Source organism: Proteus sp. fly-1013, assembly GCF_040140245.1.
GTDB lineage: Bacteria > Pseudomonadota > Gammaproteobacteria > Enterobacterales > Enterobacteriaceae > Proteus > Proteus mirabilis_B.
In genome coordinates this window covers 558111-578232 of sequence record NZ_JBEEWD010000001.1, presented here as the reverse complement: position 1 = coordinate 578232, position 20122 = coordinate 558111, and the positions used below count along the sequence as shown (strand labels likewise).

At 34.9% G+C, this 20122-nt stretch carries 27 protein-coding genes, 1 tRNA gene and 2 pseudogenes; 8 read left to right on the top strand and 22 right to left on the bottom strand.

From position 1 onward, the window contains the following. The 3 genes from ABN236_RS02815 to ABN236_RS02805 form a co-directional block, all read left to right on the top strand. Positions 1–1005 (top strand): autotransporter outer membrane beta-barrel domain-containing protein (locus ABN236_RS02815; RefSeq protein WP_349473332.1); only part of this gene is annotated, 1005 nt, incomplete at its 5' end. 823 nt (positions 1006–1828) lie between these two features. Then, positions 1829–2281 (top strand): hypothetical protein, encoded by a 453-nt coding sequence (locus tag ABN236_RS02810; RefSeq protein ID WP_349473331.1) that lies wholly within the window; start codon positions 1829–1831, stop codon positions 2279–2281. Next, positions 2265–2840: a hypothetical protein gene (locus ABN236_RS02805; RefSeq protein WP_349473329.1), complete on the top strand. Its 576-nt coding sequence runs from the start codon at positions 2265–2267 to the stop codon at positions 2838–2840. The genes ABN236_RS02810 and ABN236_RS02805 overlap by 17 nt, the downstream gene beginning before the upstream one ends. Positions 2841–3739: 899 nt before the next feature. Here the strand turns inward: ABN236_RS02805 and ABN236_RS19315 are convergent. From ABN236_RS19315 to ABN236_RS02710, 20 genes and pseudogenes are all read right to left on the bottom strand, one after another. Further along, complete coding sequence (locus ABN236_RS19315; RefSeq protein ID WP_502929607.1) at positions 3740–3931, bottom strand: Rz1 family lipoprotein; 192 nt, start codon at positions 3929–3931, stop codon at positions 3740–3742. Beyond that, positions 3858–4097 (bottom strand): annotated as a pseudogene (locus ABN236_RS19310) (lysis system i-spanin subunit Rz); the annotation flags it as partial. The gene ABN236_RS19315 and the pseudogene ABN236_RS19310, both read right to left, overlap by 74 nt. A 65-nt stretch (positions 4098–4162) precedes the next feature. Next, positions 4163–4321 carry a hypothetical protein gene (locus ABN236_RS02795; protein WP_349473328.1) on the bottom strand — a complete coding sequence of 53 codons (159 nt, stop codon included), beginning with the start codon at positions 4319–4321 and terminating at the stop codon, positions 4163–4165. Then, positions 4303–4773, bottom strand: a complete 471-nt coding sequence (locus tag ABN236_RS02790) for a lysozyme (RefSeq protein ID WP_191901986.1) — start codon at positions 4771–4773, stop codon at positions 4303–4305. The genes ABN236_RS02795 and ABN236_RS02790 overlap by 19 nt, the downstream gene beginning before the upstream one ends. Then, entirely contained in the window at positions 4773–5042 is a 270-nt protein-coding gene (locus ABN236_RS02785; protein ID WP_191901985.1) for a hypothetical protein, read from the bottom strand. Before ABN236_RS02785 ends, ABN236_RS02790 begins: the two co-directional genes overlap by 1 nt. Positions 5043–5188: 146 nt before the next feature. Beyond that, complete coding sequence (gene psiE / locus ABN236_RS02780) at positions 5189–5596, bottom strand: phosphate-starvation-inducible protein PsiE (RefSeq protein WP_063109078.1); 408 nt, start codon at positions 5594–5596, stop codon at positions 5189–5191. 83 nt (positions 5597–5679) lie between these two features. Next, positions 5680–5757, bottom strand: a tRNA-OTHER gene (locus ABN236_RS02775). A 338-nt stretch (positions 5758–6095) separates the two neighbouring features. After that, positions 6096–6236, bottom strand: a complete 141-nt coding sequence (gene ymcF / locus ABN236_RS02770) for a cold shock small protein YmcF (RefSeq protein ID WP_419775829.1) — start codon at positions 6234–6236, stop codon at positions 6096–6098. A gap of 7 nt (positions 6237–6243) precedes the next feature. Next, entirely contained in the window at positions 6244–6456 is a 213-nt protein-coding gene (gene cspE, locus ABN236_RS02765) for a transcription antiterminator/RNA stability regulator CspE (RefSeq protein ID WP_041701226.1), read from the bottom strand. A gap of 313 nt (positions 6457–6769) precedes the next feature. Then, positions 6770–7153 carry an antiterminator Q family protein gene (locus ABN236_RS02760; RefSeq protein ID WP_191901984.1) on the bottom strand — a complete coding sequence of 128 codons (384 nt, stop codon included), beginning with the start codon at positions 7151–7153 and terminating at the stop codon, positions 6770–6772. Between the two features lie 27 nt (positions 7154–7180). Then, the gene (locus ABN236_RS02755) at positions 7181–8206 is read right to left on the bottom strand and encodes a DUF968 domain-containing protein (protein ID WP_191901983.1); all 1026 of its coding nucleotides are present in this window, start codon (positions 8204–8206) and stop codon (positions 7181–7183) included. After that, entirely contained in the window at positions 8203–9006 is an 804-nt protein-coding gene (locus ABN236_RS02750) for a KilA-N domain-containing protein (protein WP_191901982.1), read from the bottom strand. Before ABN236_RS02750 ends, ABN236_RS02755 begins: the two co-directional genes overlap by 4 nt. A gap of 18 nt (positions 9007–9024) precedes the next feature. Then, complete coding sequence (locus tag ABN236_RS02745; RefSeq protein ID WP_099660106.1) at positions 9025–9411, bottom strand: RusA family crossover junction endodeoxyribonuclease; 387 nt, start codon at positions 9409–9411, stop codon at positions 9025–9027. 232 nt (positions 9412–9643) lie between these two features. Then, positions 9644–10036 (bottom strand): hypothetical protein, encoded by a 393-nt coding sequence (locus tag ABN236_RS02740; RefSeq protein ID WP_072069180.1) that lies wholly within the window; start codon positions 10034–10036, stop codon positions 9644–9646. Next, positions 10033–10671 carry a phage N-6-adenine-methyltransferase gene (locus ABN236_RS02735; RefSeq protein ID WP_191901980.1) on the bottom strand — a complete coding sequence of 213 codons (639 nt, stop codon included), beginning with the start codon at positions 10669–10671 and terminating at the stop codon, positions 10033–10035. Before ABN236_RS02735 ends, ABN236_RS02740 begins: the two co-directional genes overlap by 4 nt. Then, positions 10668–11762: a phage replication protein O gene (locus ABN236_RS02730; protein WP_191901979.1), complete on the bottom strand. Its 1095-nt coding sequence runs from the start codon at positions 11760–11762 to the stop codon at positions 10668–10670. The genes ABN236_RS02735 and ABN236_RS02730 overlap by 4 nt, the downstream gene beginning before the upstream one ends. Before the next feature lie 12 nt (positions 11763–11774). Further along, a complete protein-coding gene (locus ABN236_RS02725) occupies positions 11775–11954 on the bottom strand; it encodes a DUF4222 domain-containing protein (RefSeq protein WP_004251656.1) in 180 nt (59 codons plus the stop codon). Then, positions 11944–12123 carry a hypothetical protein gene (locus ABN236_RS02720; RefSeq protein WP_191901978.1) on the bottom strand — a complete coding sequence of 60 codons (180 nt, stop codon included), beginning with the start codon at positions 12121–12123 and terminating at the stop codon, positions 11944–11946. Before ABN236_RS02720 ends, ABN236_RS02725 begins: the two co-directional genes overlap by 11 nt. An 88-nt stretch (positions 12124–12211) precedes the next feature. After that, positions 12212–12670 carry a YmfL family putative regulatory protein gene (locus ABN236_RS02715; protein WP_099659595.1) on the bottom strand — a complete coding sequence of 153 codons (459 nt, stop codon included), beginning with the start codon at positions 12668–12670 and terminating at the stop codon, positions 12212–12214. A gap of 51 nt (positions 12671–12721) precedes the next feature. Beyond that, positions 12722–12955 (bottom strand): transcriptional regulator, encoded by a 234-nt coding sequence (locus tag ABN236_RS02710; RefSeq protein ID WP_191901976.1) that lies wholly within the window; start codon positions 12953–12955, stop codon positions 12722–12724. Positions 12956–13041: 86 nt separating this feature from the next. Between ABN236_RS02710 and ABN236_RS02705 the strand changes: the two genes are divergently transcribed. From ABN236_RS02705 to ABN236_RS02690, 4 genes are all read left to right on the top strand, one after another. Beyond that, positions 13042–13749, top strand: a complete 708-nt coding sequence (locus ABN236_RS02705; protein ID WP_349459587.1) for a LexA family transcriptional regulator — start codon at positions 13042–13044, stop codon at positions 13747–13749. Between the two features lie 384 nt (positions 13750–14133). Beyond that, on the top strand, positions 14134–14664 hold the full coding sequence (locus ABN236_RS02700; protein ID WP_161681277.1) for an HD family hydrolase: 531 nt from the start codon (positions 14134–14136) through the stop codon (positions 14662–14664). 61 nt (positions 14665–14725) lie between these two features. Next, positions 14726–14968: an excisionase gene (locus ABN236_RS02695; RefSeq protein WP_349473327.1), complete on the top strand. Its 243-nt coding sequence runs from the start codon at positions 14726–14728 to the stop codon at positions 14966–14968. Continuing rightward, positions 14949–16076 (top strand): site-specific integrase, encoded by a 1128-nt coding sequence (locus tag ABN236_RS02690; protein ID WP_311750885.1) that lies wholly within the window; start codon positions 14949–14951, stop codon positions 16074–16076. Before ABN236_RS02695 ends, ABN236_RS02690 begins: the two co-directional genes overlap by 20 nt. A 133-nt stretch (positions 16077–16209) precedes the next feature. Here the strand turns inward: ABN236_RS02690 and ABN236_RS02685 are convergent, their stop codons facing one another. Further along, a complete protein-coding gene (locus ABN236_RS02685) occupies positions 16210–17382 on the bottom strand; it encodes a DNA cytosine methyltransferase (protein ID WP_349468559.1) in 1173 nt (390 codons plus the stop codon). Positions 17383–17631: 249 nt separating this feature from the next. Between ABN236_RS02685 and ABN236_RS02680 the strand changes: the two genes are divergently transcribed. Beyond that, the gene (locus ABN236_RS02680) at positions 17632–19404 is read left to right on the top strand and encodes an ATP-dependent nuclease (protein ID WP_349468560.1); all 1773 of its coding nucleotides are present in this window, start codon (positions 17632–17634) and stop codon (positions 19402–19404) included. Positions 19405–19565: 161 nt separating this feature from the next. Here the strand turns inward: ABN236_RS02680 and ABN236_RS02675 are convergent. Then, positions 19566–19733 (bottom strand): annotated as a pseudogene (locus ABN236_RS02675) (isocitrate/isopropylmalate family dehydrogenase); the annotation flags it as partial. Between the last annotated feature and the right edge of the window lie 389 nt (positions 19734–20122).

The following is a 20122-nucleotide window of genomic DNA, read 5'->3' as shown; positions in this document are numbered from 1 at the left end:
CAGCCTGATACTTCTAAACAGCCTGATACCTCTAAACAGCCTGATACCTCTAAACAGCCTGATACCTCTAAACAGCCAAGTGTGAGTCAGCCTATATTAAGTAATAGTGCTCAAGCCGTTATTAATATGGCTTCAGCACCACAGCATATATTGAGTATTGAAACGAGTACTTTGCGCCAAAGAATGGGGTTATTACGTGAAAATACGAATGTTCTAGGTGTATGGGTTCGATACTTAAATGATAATTCTCATTTGAACGATAAAGGCTATAGTCAATTCCATTCTAATTTAAATGGAATGCAAATTGGTATAGATAAGAAAATAGCCATAAATAATGATCAATTGCTATTTGGTTTAATGACTTCTTATACTAAGAGTAAGATCAAATCCGAAAATATTAATAATGGTGATATTAATAGCTATGGCGGTGGTATCTATTTAACTTGGCTTAATTACTCAGGTTTTTATGTGGATTCTTTATTTAAGATGAATCACCTTAATAATGAAATCAACACTAATATGAATGAAGGAAATAGAGTTAAAGGAAGTTACAATCAAAATACGGTTACAGCATCGACAGAAATAGGCTACCCTATTGAAATTTCAAATGAATTGCTACTTACACCATATAATCAGATCCTTTATTCTCATATTGGTAAGTCACATTATGTATTAGACAATGGTATGAAAGCAAATATCCACGATGCTGATAGCTTAAAAGGTGAATTTGGAGCCACATTAGAGAGTAATTTACTGATTGCAAACCACAATGTTAAGCCTTACATAAAAGCAGCAATATCTCGTGAATTTATTAAAAATAATACAGTAGAGATTAATAACATATCATTTGATAGTCATTATGCTGGGAATGTGGGTAAGTACGGCGTTGGTTTGACAACAAATATAGGTAATGATGCTCTTTTTTATACTGAAATAAACTATCAAAACGGTAATAAAATAGAAACTCCAATATATGCAACAGTAGGATTTAGAATGAACTTTTAATAATTTTATTTTCTATTTTATAAAATAAACAAATAGAAACCGCATTCTTTAATGCGGTTTCTATTTCGGATTTATATTAGTATGTTTTTGCTGATATTAACTCAAAACCTAAAGCATTTGTTTTCTTCAAAATTATGGCATTTCCAGTTTCATAAATATTACCGTGAACAATTTTAGCACAAACCTTCATTTTCATCATTTACTTTTATACCAGAACATGACCTGCTTCCTTCTACGTATAAGTAACTGGATTTGTAACTACTCATCTCTCCATCAGTAAAATAAACGATACTAGAAAGTATGAAGTATTCACTAATAAATATAATAATAAATAATGCTAAAGGAAACATTAATAAATTCTTTACTGTCTTATTAAAAGTTGCTTTCTTATATATGAAAAAAAAGCAGACTAGCAAGCCAATAGCAGAAATTCCCAATGCTATTTTAATCGATATATTTGAAATTATAACGTACTCTTTAATCTCAAATTTCCAATAGAAGAATACAGTTATAATAAATAAAATTGCAAATGTGTAACTGAATAACTGAAAATAAGAATATTTTTTCATGCCAGTCCCAATCTATTTATTTTGAAGAAACAACAATTATATTATATAATAGTCATATCACCCTAAAATATTCAATTTAAAAACCATCAACAACACACTATTAATAACACCAAAAGTTAATTTTACACGATTTTATTCTACTGAGTTAGTGGTAACACTATATAACATAGCTTTATTAGTATCATTTTTTAATTATACTGCTACTATTACAATAATTTTTTACTTGGAGATACAAAATCAATAAGGATCTTACTATGTATAATCCCCCCTCTCCACGTTATGAAACGGCTGTTGCAATCGAACAATTAGCCACAGATTTGAATTTACCCAATGAACGTTGGATGCAAGATTGGGCTTATATTGTCTCGATCCCTCAGCATATAGATAAATATATTTCACATTATAAGAAACTATCTGATGATGACCAAAAATTTGCATTGATGATGCTCATATTACAGGCACTAGAAGAACAAGATAATCAAATTGATAAATATAAGTCAGAAGTTAGTGCATTATTACAGCAAGAATACCCTCTACATGCGTATACTATTTTTCATTGGTGTAGCTTTGATAATGAAGATCTAAGTGATTGCTGGGAAATTGCACCAATGATGCGGGAAATATTTTTATCAAATAATGTACTTAAAGAGCCAGGTGAGGATCAATTATCAATAGAGTACAGAGATAATTATGAAGATAACTACTGAATTTGTTGAAAGAGATAAACATACTCGTTTTCCTTTTTTACCTACTATTGAAATCGATCAGCTATCTAATAGTGTTTATTTAAGTTGTAGTGTGCTAGTTTCTTTGGATAATAAGCCATCACTTATCCTTAACATATATTCGGTATGTGACGATGATGGATGCATTCTTGAGCAGTGCTTCAAAGAAATTAAAACAAATAAGAATGTAGTGGCTATCCTCCATGGTCAACATATCCATCTCTATGATGTGAATACAGATCGTGTATCAAGTATTGCTTTGAATGACTATGTTGGCCACTTATATTCAATACCAAATATCCATTCAGATAAGCTTACTTCTGATTTTATCGTAACCACCTTTGCGTACACTTTTTTAGTAAACATTTACCAAGGAATTAAGTGGCGCTCAGAGCGATGTGCAATTGATGGTGTTATTATTGATAGCATAGAAAATGGTATTATTAATGGCATTGGTGAATGGGATCCTCCGGGGGGATGGGAGCCTTTCCAATTAGACTTTGATACAGGTAAGTTTTTACATCCATCAAATAGTTCATAATACTTGAAACATCTCTCCTTATTTAAATTACGAAGATTCGTTTTAACATCTACATCGTAACCGAAAGATATTTTCTTGGTATAAACCTGAATGCCACACGCATGTTTAAGGCGCTGACACGACTTAAACTGACTAAAACATCGATTTGTTATTGTGTTTAAAATCATTTTATAATAATGTCTTTGCCTGTATGTTCGTAACAATCTATTAAAATCCCCGAGTTATCATCATAGTATTTTTATATTATTCTTTCTAAATAACTAATATAAGTTAAGGGATGATTACGATACTGGAGCTACTTAGTAAAAAGTATTTTTTACTTTAATTTAACTCAAGATGATTTTTCATTAAAAAATATAATTTCATAAATATAATTAATCATTATAATTCAGCTTGATGTTTAAATGTGTTATCATTTAAAAAAAGATAATCTAAGATAGAGATAAAAAATAATGAAAAAGTTCGATATAGATAAAATAATGAGAAATTTATCGGACAAAGATGTAAGAAAAATAAATCAAACTTATAATAACCAAACTAATAAAGAAGAAAGTTTTAAGAAATGGTTTTTTGATACATTTATTTTTGATCGAATATTATTTGAAGGGTTATTTATTTCACTTACTATAGTTTTAATTTGTATAATCACATCTGAATCCACACCTCATCTATTCTATGCTTTCTTAATTTTAGTTTTTATTTACTTCGCTATGAGTTTTGTAATTACCACCTATAATTGTATTAATAATAAAATATCATTAATATTGTTTTTTAGAGTGAAAATAATTTTCTTAATAACTTATTTGATTAAGAGATAATTACTAGATAGTGATTATTTATTGATTAGAGATCATCTAAATCAGATTAAGTATTATTATATAATGCAATTCTGCTACCATTTAATTATTTGCTTTAACTCTGTAATTCGCTCTCGAAGTAACCAATAATTTCTGTATAGGTGTTAGTAGGTCGGGCGGTGGTTGCATAAGCCAATCTGGTGGAGGGAGTGGTTTTGCTTTTTGGGCACTCGGCTTTGATATACACCCGCTTAGGATGACGCTCACTAATATCACGCAAGCGATTAATTTCATTCTTAGCATTCGCTAACTCCTGCGTATATTGAATATCTAGTTGATTTAACCGCATTATGCGTGCTTGATAGTCAGTATTAATAGACTTCTGTTCTTCGAGAGCAATCGTTAGTTCTTTGTTTGTTTCTACTAATAGATTAATTCTGTTAGTTTGCCAATTAATCATCCAATAGCCACCCACTATGATACCTACCATCGCAATGACGGCATAGAGTTTCCCGTATTTCATGATTAGTACCGATGATGTGAGAGTGCAATCTGACAGCGTTTTTCTAAACTCACTTGGTCTTTAGTACATGAGTTATCAATTGAGAGATAAATGCCACCAGCGACTGTGATGAGTAATGCGAGGATAAAGCTGATAATGATGATTAAAGATTTCCATGACATAGTGCTGACTCCGCATCTCTACGACTGACTAGCCCTCGCCATACCTTTCCACCTGCATAAACCCATCGTTTCATTTCTTCACAAGCGCCATACTGATCGCCTGCGTTTAATTTCTTTAGCAACGTAGAACGTGCAAAAGCTGTGGTACCCACATTAAAGGCAAAAGAATATAGAGACGCTTTTGTTTTATCATCCAGCGGTACTTTAATCAGGGTATCAACTTGCTGCTGCGTTCTAATAAAGTCTTTCTGCAGTAATTCGTCACACTCTTGCTGTGTATATGTCTTACCTTGAATGATGTCATTTCCAGTGTGGCCATAACAAACCGTCAGAATTCCAGCAACATCATGGTATGGCTCATAACGCACTCCCTCAAAATAACCAATCACGGTTAGCGCGATGCTTACCGCACCAGCACTCGTGACTACTGTCACTTTCTGTTTTAGGTTCATTAAATATCCTTTTTAGCTTTAGTCAGCATCTCGCCAACTATCTTTTCTATGCTTTGCGGATCACTAGAACAATTACGGTGAACTAATTCAGCAAATAACGCTGTTCGTTTTCGTTGTTCTCGCTGTGTCATAAAATAAGTTGCTAATCCAAGGAGCATGCTGAATCCCATCCCTATTACAAATCCCCATTCATAAAGTGAGAGACTTGCAAAAAAGGCAGTTAAGCCAGCTGTTCCGTAGGTAGCATTGGTCAATTTTTCCATGCGCATAGTCACCCCCTACGGAGTGTCCGAGTTTAGTTAAAGAGATACAGATACACAGTTTTTATGTGAAGTAATCAGTATGTGATTGATACTATGATCTATGTATATAAAAAAGGCCGCACATGGCGACCTTTTAAATGAGATACTTTAGCTTATTCTGGCTTCAATCTTTCTGCATTAGCAATATACAATGCAATAACTAGAATAAGGATTGTTCCTGAATATACGATAAGTAATTGCGGATTTTTATGTTCAACAACAATAAGTCTAATTACAGCTGTGATAGCGATGTAAATAAAATATTGTAATGGAAAGTGATAATTTGATTGAAAGTATTTAATAATTAAGGCAATAAACTCAAAATACAGAAAGTAAATGATAAGTCCATCAACTAATAAATAAATTGAAACTGGATCACTAACTGTAAACAACAAATTAGCAAGAATAATAGTTTCTTTAACTAAAAAAATTATTAAAATAATTGCAAGCAATATCAGGCCAACACTACTAATCCATTGTAAAACTCGACTAATTACTTTTGTTTGATTTAGTCCTGTCATAATAACTCCTAAGAGTTTATGCCCCTAATATCAAGTTTTCTATAGATTAAAATAAAAAATAGATGAGAAGCTTTATATTTAATTGGGCCGCCATCAAGGTATCGAACCTCGACTTTTAGTTTAAATAAAACTAAATACTCTCCCAGTTAAGCTAATGGCGGAATGAATTTACCTGAACCAACGAACTATCATAAATGCAACTAAGAGCAATAAAGCAATGATAATTACATTCCGTAAAAAAGCGGGGATTAGATGTAATAGCGCAGACCAATTCATAGGCATCTCCTTAGGAAATCATTCCTTTAGATACCACATCTATTTTCGATAAAAACTTGCAAATGCAAGGTTTGCTGTTGATAGCAATGAGGTATGTTTACTCTTCTAAGTTTACCACACACTAATGAATATGTACGTTTTAAAATATAAAGGGATCATCTTTAAATTTAAGCAACAAAAAAACCCCGCCAAAACGAGGTTTTATATATTCAACTATTAACGCTTAACTCATTTGAGCAGCCATCACAGTCTTACAAAAAATACATTTTGCGCCGTGTGGATTGTTCACTGTAACATCAAATTGTGATGTTCTATATTGTGAACCGCTACAACAAGGACATTTAAAATAGAGGCGAATAGTAATAGCGCCTTTAGAGAGCCACCACGTTGCCTGCTGCTGGACCTTTCATACCATTTTCAATGGTAAATGAAACTTCTTGGCCTTCCATCAGAGATTTGAAGTCATCACTCTGAATTGCAGAGTAATGTACAAATACATCTTTACTTCCATCTTTAGGAGTGATGAAACCAAAACCTTTATCATCGTTAAACCATTTTACTGAACCAGTCATTGTATTAGACATAGAATTTCCTTTAATTTCTTTAATTTGCCATAAGGCATATGAGGGTTTGTTTTTTATTTTTACTTATGGGAATTAATTAGAAGGAATTCGCAATGAAGTGGTATCGAGGATAACGCTAAACGGTGAACAACTTTAAACTGACTAACATAAATAGGCCTGTACTTCCAAACCAGTGATGTCATTAAGCCATAGATAAACTCAGATAGCAAACTTTATTTTATATATAAAAACCCCGCAAAAGCGGGTTTATAAGTTGGCTGACCTTGATGTCACTCTTATCACAATATCATCATTTTTACGATCGTAAAGCGCGTTATGTGACTTTTTCTATGTATCGATCCATTTCTAAGGAGACATCTAACATCATTAACATACCTTCTATTATCCCTTCTGCTTTTTGCAGTTTTTTTCCTATGTGAGTATCAGAACAATTGTGCTTGTTAGCCAGTTGCATAAATGTCATTCCGAATAAATAGTAATCAAGCAATAGGTCATGCATCTCACTATTCTTTTTATTCAGTTGCGCCATACAACTAGAAATAATTATTGCATCGTCTTCACAACATTGAGGGCGTGCCTTAACCTTACTTGGTATTAATCCACTAAACCCCGCAGCAACCGAATACCATTGAACCGACTCTGTATTATCTGCCGACCATGCTCCCCAACGTGATAAAAATTCCTGTATATCTCTCATGCCTATACTCCTCGTGCCGTACACACGTTAAATAAATGCACCGATACCTAATGAACGGTTTAAAAAATGAAATAACAATTCGAGTTGATTGCCGTGAGTAACTTCCCATTGTTTTGGGTCTCGATGTAACTCGTCATGATGAATGCGACATAATGGAATAGTGAATAAGTCATGAACCTTAGTACCCATCCCTCCCATGCCATGACCAATGATGTGATGCGGATCATCAGCCTGTTTCCCACACACGCAACACGGTTGAGTCTTCACCCATTGGAGCCATTGGGTATTTTCCCAACGTTGCATTTTAGGTTTAAGAAGAAATGACGCTGGTGGCTCCGGATCAACAGCAACTTTAATAACCGGCTTTATGGTATCTAACCGCTCATTCATTGCAGATAATGCGGTTACGTTACTTGGGATAATGTCAGCTTCAGGAAAACCACCGTGAACTCTGCGTTCTTCTTGTTTATCTGACCAATTTAAAATCTGGCGCAATATCGCTTCGGGTAATTCATCAACCAAGCTATGCATTACTGCAAATGAGAAAAAATCAGGTATCGTTAGCTGGTGGCCACTATCTAATCTCAACCGAAAACGAATAGTGTCTAACATCCAATTGATTCGATTTTTATGAGCTAATTCAGCAATCCACCCTGCTGATGAATGACGAATATGATTATCGTGATACCAGCAAGTGCGGATCACGCCAGCCTCATTAAATGTCGTTACTAACTCATGGTGATGATAATTATCTTCATCGTTATCAATCTGACAGTATTTGATATTACTAATAACCCAAGAGTCCATCGGTGATACTTTATCGATGGTGTGGATTACTTTTTTGTTATTGAGAAATTGAATGATGTGCTTATTGTTTAAAATTGGCTGTTCATCACCCGTTAATGCGCCTGAGGGCAACACATCTAAACTTTTTGGAACATCGCTAATAATCACGCGGTGATGCTTTTTAAATTGCTCGAGTAATTCAGCACCCGGTTTAAGTAATACAACGCCCAGTTCAGGTTGAATGTAGGGAGTTAATAATAATTTCATGCGCTCACCTGCTTATTCAACATCACCATGCGGATCAATTCATCCGTTTTACTCTCAAAGAAATGCGGTTGGGTTTCGCGCGGATTATTAGGACTCGTCATATTCTTCCCAAACTGACAACCTCTAGCCGTAACAGACCAAAACTCTTTCGTTTTGCTAGCAGTTTTCGTGCTTGGGCGTGATAGACGTTCAACAATGCCTAGTTCGGCTAATCGCTTATAGGCTTGCTGTGCTGAAATAGGTAAATTGTGTTTTTTAATCAGTGTTGATAATGCAACTGTTGGACGACTGGAGCTATCCATAGATCCACTTGGTGCATCAATCGCATAAACAGGGGCTAATTCAGGTAATCCCGCCATGGCCTGTAATTTTTGATAAGCGCCTAACTTTGATGAATTCGAAAAGTTTAAACTTTTAGACATTGACTCAAGCAGTATTACACCCGCTTGAACCTTATCACTGAGTTTCTCTTGGTGCTGTTGTGACATTAAAGCATCGAAGGTACGGATCACTTTTAAATGAAAAGAAGCACTGATCCACATTGCGTAGGCATACACTAATTCTTTGCAAACATAGGTGCCTTGGTTATATCCACCAGCCACAGTAACAATGGGCGCTCCTGTGATCTCAGGAGCGGTCGAAATTTCATCAATTAACTCTTTAGTTTGAGCTAATGAACTCCAATTCGATGGTTGATGCCGTTTTTCACCACCCGATACTCGATGTAAATCATTTAAACAATAACGACCGGCTACATCTCTACGAACCTGAAAGCCATCAATAACAATTAATCCATTCATGCTATTTCTCTCCACGTTTTACTCGTGACCGTACATCACGCTTTTACTATGCTGACGAATGATTATTTCAAGCTTCCCGCCTTTAATAACGTCCATCCATTCAACATCCATTTTTTTAATCTGCTTATCATCCACCCATACACCGGCATGAGTAAGGGCATCAAAAGGTGCTTTTAAGAAATTATCAATATCTCTAGCCTGCTTAGTTGGGGGATATAATTTCACAGAAACAAACACATCACTCTCAATAGCCTTAGGTCTACGCTTTAATTGTTCATAGACTGCTGCAATCGCATTTGCTCTAAATACTCGCCCTTTTACACTGACTAGGGTTCCTCTTTGGGTATTTCTCCAATAAGTATTTACACTAGGTGGAAATGGTAGTGTTAGGGTTAATTCAGGCATAAGTACCCCACAACCCAATCAGTAATGTCACAACGAACCAAAAACCAACGAACAACATGTATTTAGTTAGCATCGTTTACACTCCTTTTATCCCAAGCCTTCAAAGCACCTTCGAAGTCATTAGCGATAGGCCCTCGTGCCCCACATTTTCTGCAACGAGTAAATGTATTGATCATCACTTGCATGACTTCTAGTTTTTTAGAGTTACAGAATGGACAGCTTTTATTGTTCATTAGTGATTACCTCTTACAGCTCTCACTAATGAGTCATACGGCTCGGTTGGCAATTTACCCATGAGAGCAAAATTAGAGGTGGCGTGTTTTACCCATTTGATTGTGGGTAATGCGCATTTTTTAGCTTTCTGAGTATTCAGCTTTTCAATGTAGACTGACTCACCTGATTTACGTGATTCTGTTATTACTGAATGAACTCTTTCTGCCTCTTTAGTTACTCTGTAGCGTAATGGACGTTCTTCGCTAATTCTGACTAATGCACCTAAAGTCCAAAGGTGTGCCAACGCTCTTGATGCGCCAGCTAAATTAGTGTCTAAATCACGAATAACAATGTCGCGATTAACTTCTTCACCCACTTTGTACAACGCTAAGATTTGCTCTGTGATTTTCATGCAACACCTCTCGATACAAGCCATTTAGCCTGTTCAACAAATGTTTTACCGATTTGCTCCAACTCACTACGTTGAATGTAATCAATAGCTTTACCATTCCACGTTTTATCAAACACCACGATAGCACCCGCAAAAAACGCACCCGTTGGCACTTGGGTTTCATCTGCAGGAACAAACCATTCAGGAACATCAAAACCAACACGACCGCGAATAAAACAAATATGATCCGCTTCTTCACACCACCATGTTTCGCTTGTCGCCACTTTCAACAGGAAGACATATCGACCACCTTTTTCACGCATCGCTAACGCATGATTCATAATGTGGCGAACACCAGTAACAGCTTGTTTTTCATGATATGAACTACGTGAATAGGGTGGATTAGCGAAAGCTGCACCGCCAATTTCTTTGAGTTTTTCTGACCAATCTTGGGTAAGCGCATTATCCTCAACGGTGTAGAAATGAGGGCATTTGCTGTTTTGCGCATCAGTAAATAGATCTAGCGTGAACGGCCCATAGAGTGAATTGATACCCCAATACAGATTTTCAGGTGTTCGCCATTGATCACCAATTTCTTTTAATTTGTGAGCAGATTGGCTTTTTAATGCCTGTAATTTCAGTGCGTAATCAATCATTGCTGAACCTCCTGTGACATTTCAGTCGCTTGTTTCCAAATGCTGTTCCATGCTTGACGACCAGAAAACTCACTCATACGACGAATACCTGTCTTACCTGCTAATTCAAGTGCGATCTCTTCAATACGGTTTTGAGGTTTAGAACGAGAACCAATCAAGCGAGAGAAGGCGCTGTCACGTTCAACGGTATCAACTTGAACCTTCGGCTCATCCTTTGGCTTTTGGCTACGAACGATCAGCTCATCAAAGTGTTTACGTAATTTACGAGGGCTTAAAATGTTTTGGTGCCAGAATGAATCTTTGTTGGCCCAATCGAACAAGGCACAAATTTGTTCATGGGTACGTCCATCGATTTGGCGCATCAAACGAATATCGTTCGCCCAGTCATACCAAGTAGGCTCTAGTGCAGATGAATTCAGTTTTTTAACACGACCAAACATCCATTTTGCCGTTTTCAAATCACCTTCATCACCCCATTTCTGGAAATTAGTGCTGTAAATCACGGCTTCTGGATAGCAAGTTAAAAAATCATTTTTCGGCTGGTCGCTGGATTCGCCAGAATTCTGCGACGAATGATCTGTTTCTGTTGTACTCTCTGAAGTAATCTCTGTTGTATTCTCTGTAAGAACAGGCCATTTTGACCCGTTCAGAACAGCGCATTTTGAACTGTTTGAAGGTTTCAATTTGCGCTTATCGATAAGGTCATTTTGAACTGTTCGATGAGATGAGTTATCGCTATTCGATTGGGTCATATTGACCTCATCGGTCAGCAGATGATGACCGTAGTTAATCGCATAATAATTAGTACGGTCATGGTTCGATTTATTGATTTGCTCGATGCGTAAAACGCCCTGCTTTTTTAAATTAGTAAAAGCACGTTTAATCGTTGATTCAGAGAAAAAAGGAAATTGATTCTTCCACTCTTCGACGGTGTTATAAATCCAGCGCGAGCCGTCATATTCAACACCTGAAGTAGTTTCAGTTAGCCAATATTGAATTTGCTGTAACAGCATCGCCTCATTTAAACCAAGACGTACCGCTAATTCAGGAATAACGACTAAAGGGCGACTTTTTAGTAATAATAAACTCATCTTGCCACCTCATTACTTAATACGAGTGTACTTCTCTTTAAATCGCTGTACCGGTTCACATTGTGGATCGTCACAACCATCCAGCATAAAAATGACTCGCTGTTTTTCTCTGTCATAACGAACAACATGAACAACGATACCTCTGTGATTTTTGTAGTAGCGATCAAGTTGGTTTGGGTTCTCATTGTTCATTGCCCGCCCTTAAACCATGTTTTGAATTGAAATCATCTACAAGCCAACGCATAAATTGGTAGTTTGTTTCTTCATAGCCTTCTGGTACTTTAATTTCATAGACAAAACGACCATCACGCATTGAAGCCCGTACTTGCGTACAGCATGCTAAGTTTGATAATCTACTCATGCTAATTTCTCTTCACACAATTGAAATTTGCAAACCGAAGCCAGAGGCCGTACACCTTTGGCTTCACCCTTTCTGGATATAGCCATCTTTAATTTCTCTTTTGATGTAACGAAACAAACGCATTCATAAAGGTGCGGATTTGCGAAATTAATCCATCCAACATCATTTTTATCTTTTGCTCTTCTTCGTTATCAATAACGCCATCAGCCAAGCTATCTTTCATGAATAAAGCTAAACGCCCCTGCATTTCGTCAACACCACTACGCAGTACAAACAATTCCGTTTCATCCAGTTCCGCAGGACTGATCCGGTCCACAAGTAAGCGATTTGATTCCCGAGCGACAAATTCAGCAAATAAAACGGTCTTAGAAATATCTTGCATAGCTAACAGCTCGTTTAAATCAAACGAACGACAACCGTTTTTCTCATAAAGCTTGTTGTTGAATGATGTTAAAGACAGACCTAGTGCTCCAGCCATTGCCTCTCGCCCACCAGCTGTCGCTTCACACATTTCTTTCACTACCTGTTTTATTGATTGGTTACTCATTTCCTACCACCATTGATAAATTCTTGTAGTTAACTGCTTTAAACGGTTTTGTTATTGTTTTGGTAGACCATCGGTTTTATTTGGGTAGAGATCAGGTCGTAGTTGATGCGGTGATACAACCCAACCACCTAACTCACATAGTTGGATCACTCGCTCTGCTGGTACTTTGTTATTTTTAATCCAGTTAAAAACTGACTGAGGGGAATTAAAGCCAAACATTCGAGATACAGCAGATGGCACCCCGACTGTTCTAATTGCTTTTTCTGTATAATTTTCTTGGTGCATAGATGCCTCTCCTTAAGTAATACATCAATACTACTTAAAGTAGACAAATAAAACAACTTAAAATAGAAATGACAAGGGTGAGATTGGTGGATAGAATTCTACTTATGGTAGAAAATAACAAATACGATAGTTTCGCTAAACGACTAACCCAGCGAATGAAAGAGGTTAATGTAGATATTCGGCAATTGTCCGAACAAGTTGGTGTGTCTTATGAAATGGCACGTCGATATACATTAGGCACAGCCAAACCTAGAGATGATAAGATGGAATTAGTTGCTAAAACCGTTTTTTCAACCCCCGCATATCTTGACTATGGTGTAGGTCTACAAGCTGATCCGCAAAACGAATTTAATAAAAATACAGCCACAGTTAGACAAATCGAGGCTTTTGCGTCAGCAGGAAATGGCTATATTAATAATCCATTCCCAGAAGTAGTTAGATCAATAGAAATACCACAAGAACGTATTTATGAGTTATTTGGCCGTAGTAATCTAGATGGCGTAATGATCATCAATGTGGATGGTGATAGCATGACTCCCACACTGAACCCTAAAGACTTACTTTTTATAGATACCAAAATAAATCAGTTCAATGGTGATGGTATTTATATCTTTAACTTTGAAGATTCTACCTTTATTAAACGATTGCAACGCGTTAAAGGTAGAAAGTTAGCTGTAATATCAGATAATGATTTTTACCCTCCATTTTTTATTGATGATCATGAAATACATGAAGTTTATTTTCATGGAAAGCTTATAAGAAGCCTACCAATGTCATTTAAACAATTCGCATAAACATTAAAACCAACTAAAAGTTGGTTTTTTTACGCCCTTACTTTCTACTTTTAGTTGTTGACAATATCTACTTTTAGTTGCATTCTATTTCTAAAGCGAAATAAACTGTGTGAAGAGGAACAATGGCTGGCTGAGTCTTAAACCATTAACGGGGGTGTGGTGATAATGTTCTGCTCAGTCAGCCATTTTATCAAATCTAACAATAAGTAAGGGTGCTGGCATTCATCCATGACAGTCCATATCAGGTATCTACTGTAGCTAGTGCCCTTTCTTATTGTGTGAAGTGTAAATCCATTTTTATTTTTTATTAGCAACACCAGGGAAATGTAATCTCGATTAATTCGAGAGGGATTTTTATTACCTAAAAATTGTGTGGAGAGAATAATGTCTTATATTGCAACAGCAACAAATAAACATTTCTATTATCTCGATGTACGGATCGAAGATATAGATATTCAAGATATTGCTAGTGGCCTTGCTAATGAATGTCGCTTTAATGGACAGATTGATAATTTCTATTCTGTTGCTCAGCATTCTGTATATGCAAGTTATTTAGTTGCACCTGAATTTGCTTTAGAGGCCCTACTTCATGATGCCAGTGAAGCTTATGTCAAAGACCTACCATCACCACTTAAAAAGCTATTGCCTGAATATAAATTAATTGAATTACGTGTAGAAAAGATGATCCGCAAAAAGTTTGGGCTACCTGAATCTAAATCTGATGCAGTTCATTTTGCTGACTTAATGATGTTAGCCACAGAAAAGCGTGATTTAGAAATTGATGTAGGTAGTAATTGGTTAATGCTTGAAGGTATTCCAGCAAGTGATTTTGTTGTTAACCCACTAACACCACCACAAGCAAAAGCTTTATTCCTCCGCCGTTTTAATGAACTTTATAAAGAGAAAAAGGGCTAATAACCACCAGCATCAACTAATATCTATTTAAACTGTGTACGGACAGTGTGGAGAGAAAAATATGCAAATGTTGACTTTAGAGGAGTGGGCGCAAGAAAGATATAAAAGTCGTCCACCAAAGTTAGGAACGCTACAACGATATGCTCGTGGTGGCCTGTTCTACCCACCAGCAAGGAAAGAAGGTGGCATTTGGCGCGTGAGAGAAGATGCCGACCTTGTCGGTAATTTGACATCACTGGTTATCAATAACAACGATAACCCTATTTTACAAAGGATCCTCAAAGATGGCTGCCAGACCTCGTAAAAATAACGTCAATATCCCTAATCTTTACCCATTATTTAGTCGTAAAGCTAACAAGGTTTATTGGCGTTACCGCCATCCTGTAACAGGTAAATATCATGCCCTCGGTGATAATGAAGCCGAGGCGAAAGCAATAGCCATTGAAGCTAACACAAGGTTAGCGGAACAACGTAGCCGACAAGTTATGGCTATTGGTGATCGGGTGGCAAAAATAAAAGGTAAAGAAATCACGGTTAATACTTGGTTGGATAAATACTGGATTATTCAAGAAGAGCGTTTAAAAGAAGGTGATATAAAGCCGAATACTTATAAACAAAAAAGGAAGCCGGTAGATTTAATGAGGCAAGCCTTATCCATGAAACCATTACCCGCTGTTGATGCCAGAGATATTGCTGAAATTCTGGATGAATATAAATCTAATGGTCAGCACAGAATGGCACAAGTTATTCGCTCTGTTTTAATTGATGTATTTAAAGAAGCGCAACATGCAGGTGAAGTTCCTCCTGGTTATAACCCTGCCCTCGCCACTAAACAACCGAAACGAAAAGTAACTCGCCAACGTCTTAATTTTGATGAATGGAAAAAGATATTTGAGATTGCTGATAAACAACATCGTTATGTTGGGAATGCCATGTTGCTTGCACTTATTACAGGCCAACGATTAGGTGATATTTCCGCAATGAAGTTTAATGATATTTGGGATGATCATTTACATATTACTCAAGAAAAAACGGGTACTAAATTAGCTATTCCATTATCACTACGTTCTGAACAATTAAATATGTCATTACGTGATGTCGTTGCTCGTTGTCGTGATCGCGTTATTAGCCCTTATCTTATTCATTATTTTCATACCACTTCACAATCTAAACGTGGTGATCAAGTTACTGCAAATACACTAACGACTAACTTTAAAAAGGCGAGAAATAAAACAGATATTGATTGGGGAGAAGGAACACCTGCAACATTTCATGAACAGCGTTCTTTATCTGAAAGGTTATATAGAGCACAAGGTATAAATACTAAAGATTTACTCGGTCATAAGAACCAAATTCAAACAGATAAATACCATGATGATCGAGGGAAAGATTGGATAAAAATCGTGATTTAATAATAATATTAATCAAAAATCAGACTACTAAGGTAATAATATAAAAAGATTACCTTATTATTACCTCATCCAAACTCCACATAAAAATACAATATAATTATTTGTATATAAAACGTTCATCAATAGTTTTATATTAATATAAATTGAGTTCAGTACAAACTTTTCGAATTAATATCTCACCAAGAGTTGGTGGAACAGCATTACCGATTTGTCTTGCTTGTTCTGATGCATTCCCACAAAATATAAAATCATCATTAAATGATTGTAATCTAGCAGCATGACGTAATGTAATTCCATGATTATTCCATGGGTGTACAAAACGCCCTTTAGATGGATTATTACATCCCGCGGTTATAGTATTGCTTGGCTGATGTATAAATATTCTTCCATATACATCTTTATGTCCTTTATAACCATCGGAATGGCATTTTAGTTGCCCATCCACACCAAGATCTTCTCTGCTTCCATTTAGTCCTATTTTTATGAACCTATTTATCATCATTTCACTCGGATTCATATGTATATTTGATGTGTCATTCCGAAGAATGGGTGAACCCGATTCTAAACTAGATAAAAGTGAAAAAGCTTCAACTTTTGTTAATGATGTTTTTCGTGAGAAATAATCTTTCCAATATTTTTCATACAACTCCCTGGGAATTTTTTCAAAAACGGATGAAGCTGGTCGCCAAATTGGGTATTTACCAGAAGATGGTGAAAAATGAGTCTGTTTGGGAGGAAATTCCACCGTTTTAATATTTAAATCAGCTCTTATACCTAAAATAAATACTCTTTTTCGATTTTGGGGTACACCATAATCTTTAGCATTAATCGTTCCCTGAAAATGGATGTTATACCCTTCTTTTTTGGCTAATTCTAAAAATTTATCAAGATATGATTTATGTCGTTCCCACAAAAGCCCGGACACATTTTCCACAAGAAATACTTTTGGTTGAAACTCATGGACAAATTCAAAGTAACGCAATAAAAGCTTATTACGAGGATCATTAACTCCTGAATTTTTAATTCTATGAGACGAAAATCCTTGGCATGGAGGTCCCCCTAAAATTAAGTCCAACTCACCTCTAGATAAAGCCAATTCATTTCGTAATTTTTTTGTATTAATTTTATTAATATCTTCATTTAAAATGCGTATACCAATCCCTTTGATATCATTAAAGTTTTTATTATAGGTTTCTGCAGCCACTTTATCTAATTCAATAGCAGCAAGGACACGTACTCCTGCATTTATAGCAGATAAAGAAAAACCACCAGCGCCAGAGAATAGATCAATTGCTTTAATTGACATTAAAAACACCTATTAAACTACGATAAAATCATTTTAAATAAGATCCCTTAATATGACATAAAAACAAATCAAAGTCAAAAAAAACAAAAGGTTAGATATGAAAATATGATATCATAAATTTGAATAAAGCCTATTTTATTATTCTTTTTTGTATTTATTTATGAGAAAGTTCAAATAAATATATTCTTAATACTGTTGTAGTGTAATTATTTGCTATCATAAGAATTTTTACAGATAGAAGAATATAATATGGAACCTAGTAAACTAAACTCACTACATAAAATTTTCAATTCACCAAAGATCGAGCCTTTTATTAGAAAATTAGTTTTTACTAACTTTAAAAACATAAAGTCAGGACAACAACTTAGTTTTGATTACCCTATAACTGTATTAGTTGGACAAAATGGTACAAATAAAACTTCGGCTTTGGTAGCATTATTAGGTTCTGTTGCTGGCGTTTCACCTGCTGGATATTGGTTTACAACTCCTATTGATAGCGTTAAAAAAAATAAAGAAACTGGGGATTTATACCAGTCATACTTTTATACATATAATGAAGGTAAACATACTGCAGAGGTATTTTTAGTTAACAATCAGAGAACTGATAAAAATAGAACTGTTGACTATTGGGAAACTGCTCGTCCTCAAAAACAATATGGTATGAATACTAATCTTGAAAATATAGAATCTGCATCTCTATCCAAAACAAGATGGAGTAAAATAAGAAAAAATGCCATTTACATAAACTTTAGATCTGAGTTAAGTGCTTTTGATAGATGTTTATATCATGCCAATAAACCATCTAAACATTATAAAACAAAGCAAGAATTTATAAGAAGTAGAAGCGAAAATTTAAAAAAAGCCATAAATGAACATCTAAAATCATTTAATTATTATCAAAAAGATAGGATTACAAAAAATATAACCTTATCTCAAATTGAGGTTGATTCAATATCACAAATATTAAATAAAAGATATACTAATATTCAATATATTGAACACACTTTCTTTAATGTACGAGGTGGCACCGCATATATTACAACAGAACATTATAATTATTCTGAAGCTTATGCTGGTAGTGGTGAATTTGCGGTTATTTCTTTAGTCTCTAAAATTCATTCTGCCCCCCAAAATTCCCTAATCTTATTAGATGAACCTGAAGTTTCTTTACATCCATATGCACAGAAAGAATTAATTAACTATCTTATAGAACAAGCTAAAATAAAAAAGCATCAAATAGTTATCTCATCTCACTCACCTGAAATTATAGAAAACCTTCCTGATGAAGCTATCAAATTATTCCATGAAGATCCTAATACTGGATATGTACATGTACACAATGATGTAGGTAAATTAAGCGTATTTCATGTTATAGGAAAAAAATTTAATAAAATTCCTATTTTTTGTGAGGATATTTTAGCAAAAAAAGTAATAATGAAAGCTATAGAGAATGATGAGAATTTAAAACATAGTTTTCAAGTAGAATTTTACCCAGGTGGTTCTAGCTCTATCGTTTCTCGATTTAACACTCTAATTGAAACTAACCACAGTTTATTAGTTTTATTAGATGGCGACCAACAAAGCACATTATATTCCGAACATAATTCATTTCCTGATGATACCGATATCCCAGATAAAAATCTGCACAATATTATCGAACAATTAGGTTTCGATGTCTCTTTTTCAAAAAATAGCAATTCTAGTTCTGTTCCTCAAATGAGAAATTTTTTACAAGGCGCTAAGAAATATATCACTTACTTACCTTTTGATTCTCCTGAGTATTTTATACTACAAAAAAATTCATTATGTAACGAATTTCTTTCTAATAACGAGGCAAAAGAATGTTTTAAGCAGTTATCAATTAGCTTATATGGAGAGGATGATTCGGATGCTAAAGCAATATTGTTAACTCAGTTAAAATATCTTAATAGAATTGATTATAATTGCCAAGAATTCATGGAAATAAGAAAACTATTAAAATTTTACTTAGCTCACTCAACTATAAATAATTGGAATAAATAATATAAACCTAAATATAGGTGAATAAAGAATACAATAGATTTGATAGCAAATTTCAGGTGGTTTTGATAACTCGTTTTGATAACTTTTTGATAACCATTTCAAAATTGGCAATAAAAAACGGGAACTAATAAGCTCCCGTTAACTATTTATCAAATCAACAATTACATATGTTTGATAATCGCGTCACCAAACTCGCTACATTTCAGCAGTTTAGCGCCTTCTAACTGACGTTCGAAATCATAAGTTACGGTCTTAGCGGCAATCGCACCTTCCATACCTTTAATGATTAAGTCAGCAGCTTCTGTCCAACCCATGTGGCGTAACATTATACCCATAATAATTTGGTAACTTATTAAATAAGCTATAATTATTAGGATGATAATTTGTTTTTTATGTGATCTTGTTTTGTATGTAACTGGTTGATTTTTAGTTTGGGTTGGGGTGGTTTTGGGGAAGATATTTTAAATGATTGAGAACTTATGAAACTTGCCGCCAAACACTCAAACCTATTATTTATATTAAATAATAGGTTTAGTTATAATAATTAAAGCTAGTAATAAATTAGAGTACTTATTTAAACTGAAAATAAAAAATAACAATTTATTATGTAACCATTCGAACTTGATTATCAGCTTTGAGCAAGAAAGAGACATCTAATCTTCTTAACGAATGATTCGTGGTAGCACTACGAAAGTGCCTAGATGAGCCGCAGTAATCC

Bases quoted from the DNA above. Each gene is read 5' to 3' on its own strand.
- ABN236_RS02810 (WP_349473331.1), top strand. From the start codon at position 1,829: ATGTATAATCCCCCCTCTCCACGTTATGAAACGGCTGTTGCAATCGAA.
- ABN236_RS02805 (WP_349473329.1), top strand. From the start codon at position 2,265: ATGAAGATAACTACTGAATTTGTTGAAAGAGATAAACATACTCGTTTT.
- ABN236_RS19315 (WP_502929607.1), bottom strand. From the start codon at position 3,931: ATGAAATTAATCGCTTGCGTGATATTAGTGAGCGTCATCCTAAGCGGG.
- ABN236_RS02795 (WP_349473328.1), bottom strand. From the start codon at position 4,321: ATGTCATGGAAATCTTTAATCATCATTATCAGCTTTATCCTCGCATTA.
- ABN236_RS02790 (WP_191901986.1), bottom strand. From the start codon at position 4,773: ATGAACCTAAAACAGAAAGTGACAGTAGTCACGAGTGCTGGTGCGGTA.
- ABN236_RS02785 (WP_191901985.1), bottom strand. From the start codon at position 5,042: ATGCGCATGGAAAAATTGACCAATGCTACCTACGGAACAGCTGGCTTA.
- psiE (WP_063109078.1), bottom strand. From the start codon at position 5,596: ATGACAGGACTAAATCAAACAAAAGTAATTAGTCGAGTTTTACAATGG.
- cspE (WP_041701226.1), bottom strand. From the start codon at position 6,456: ATGTCTAATACAATGACTGGTTCAGTAAAATGGTTTAACGATGATAAA.
- ABN236_RS02760 (WP_191901984.1), bottom strand. From the start codon at position 7,153: ATGAGAGATATACAGGAATTTTTATCACGTTGGGGAGCATGGTCGGCA.
- ABN236_RS02755 (WP_191901983.1), bottom strand. From the start codon at position 8,206: ATGAAATTATTATTAACTCCCTACATTCAACCTGAACTGGGCGTTGTA.
- ABN236_RS02750 (WP_191901982.1), bottom strand. From the start codon at position 9,006: ATGAATGGATTAATTGTTATTGATGGCTTTCAGGTTCGTAGAGATGTA.
- ABN236_RS02745 (WP_099660106.1), bottom strand. From the start codon at position 9,411: ATGCCTGAATTAACCCTAACACTACCATTTCCACCTAGTGTAAATACT.
- ABN236_RS02740 (WP_072069180.1), bottom strand. From the start codon at position 10,036: ATGAAAATCACAGAGCAAATCTTAGCGTTGTACAAAGTGGGTGAAGAA.
- ABN236_RS02735 (WP_191901980.1), bottom strand. From the start codon at position 10,671: ATGATTGATTACGCACTGAAATTACAGGCATTAAAAAGCCAATCTGCT.
- ABN236_RS02730 (WP_191901979.1), bottom strand. From the start codon at position 11,762: ATGAGTTTATTATTACTAAAAAGTCGCCCTTTAGTCGTTATTCCTGAA.
- ABN236_RS02725 (WP_004251656.1), bottom strand. From the start codon at position 11,954: ATGAACAATGAGAACCCAAACCAACTTGATCGCTACTACAAAAATCAC.
- ABN236_RS02720 (WP_191901978.1), bottom strand. From the start codon at position 12,123: ATGAGTAGATTATCAAACTTAGCATGCTGTACGCAAGTACGGGCTTCA.
- ABN236_RS02715 (WP_099659595.1), bottom strand. From the start codon at position 12,670: ATGAGTAACCAATCAATAAAACAGGTAGTGAAAGAAATGTGTGAAGCG.
- ABN236_RS02710 (WP_191901976.1), bottom strand. From the start codon at position 12,955: ATGCACCAAGAAAATTATACAGAAAAAGCAATTAGAACAGTCGGGGTG.
- ABN236_RS02700 (WP_161681277.1), top strand. From the start codon at position 14,134: ATGTCTTATATTGCAACAGCAACAAATAAACATTTCTATTATCTCGAT.
- ABN236_RS02695 (WP_349473327.1), top strand. From the start codon at position 14,726: ATGCAAATGTTGACTTTAGAGGAGTGGGCGCAAGAAAGATATAAAAGT.
- ABN236_RS02690 (WP_311750885.1), top strand. From the start codon at position 14,949: ATGGCTGCCAGACCTCGTAAAAATAACGTCAATATCCCTAATCTTTAC.
- ABN236_RS02685 (WP_349468559.1), bottom strand. From the start codon at position 17,382: ATGTCAATTAAAGCAATTGATCTATTCTCTGGCGCTGGTGGTTTTTCT.
- ABN236_RS02680 (WP_349468560.1), top strand. From the start codon at position 17,632: ATGGAACCTAGTAAACTAAACTCACTACATAAAATTTTCAATTCACCA.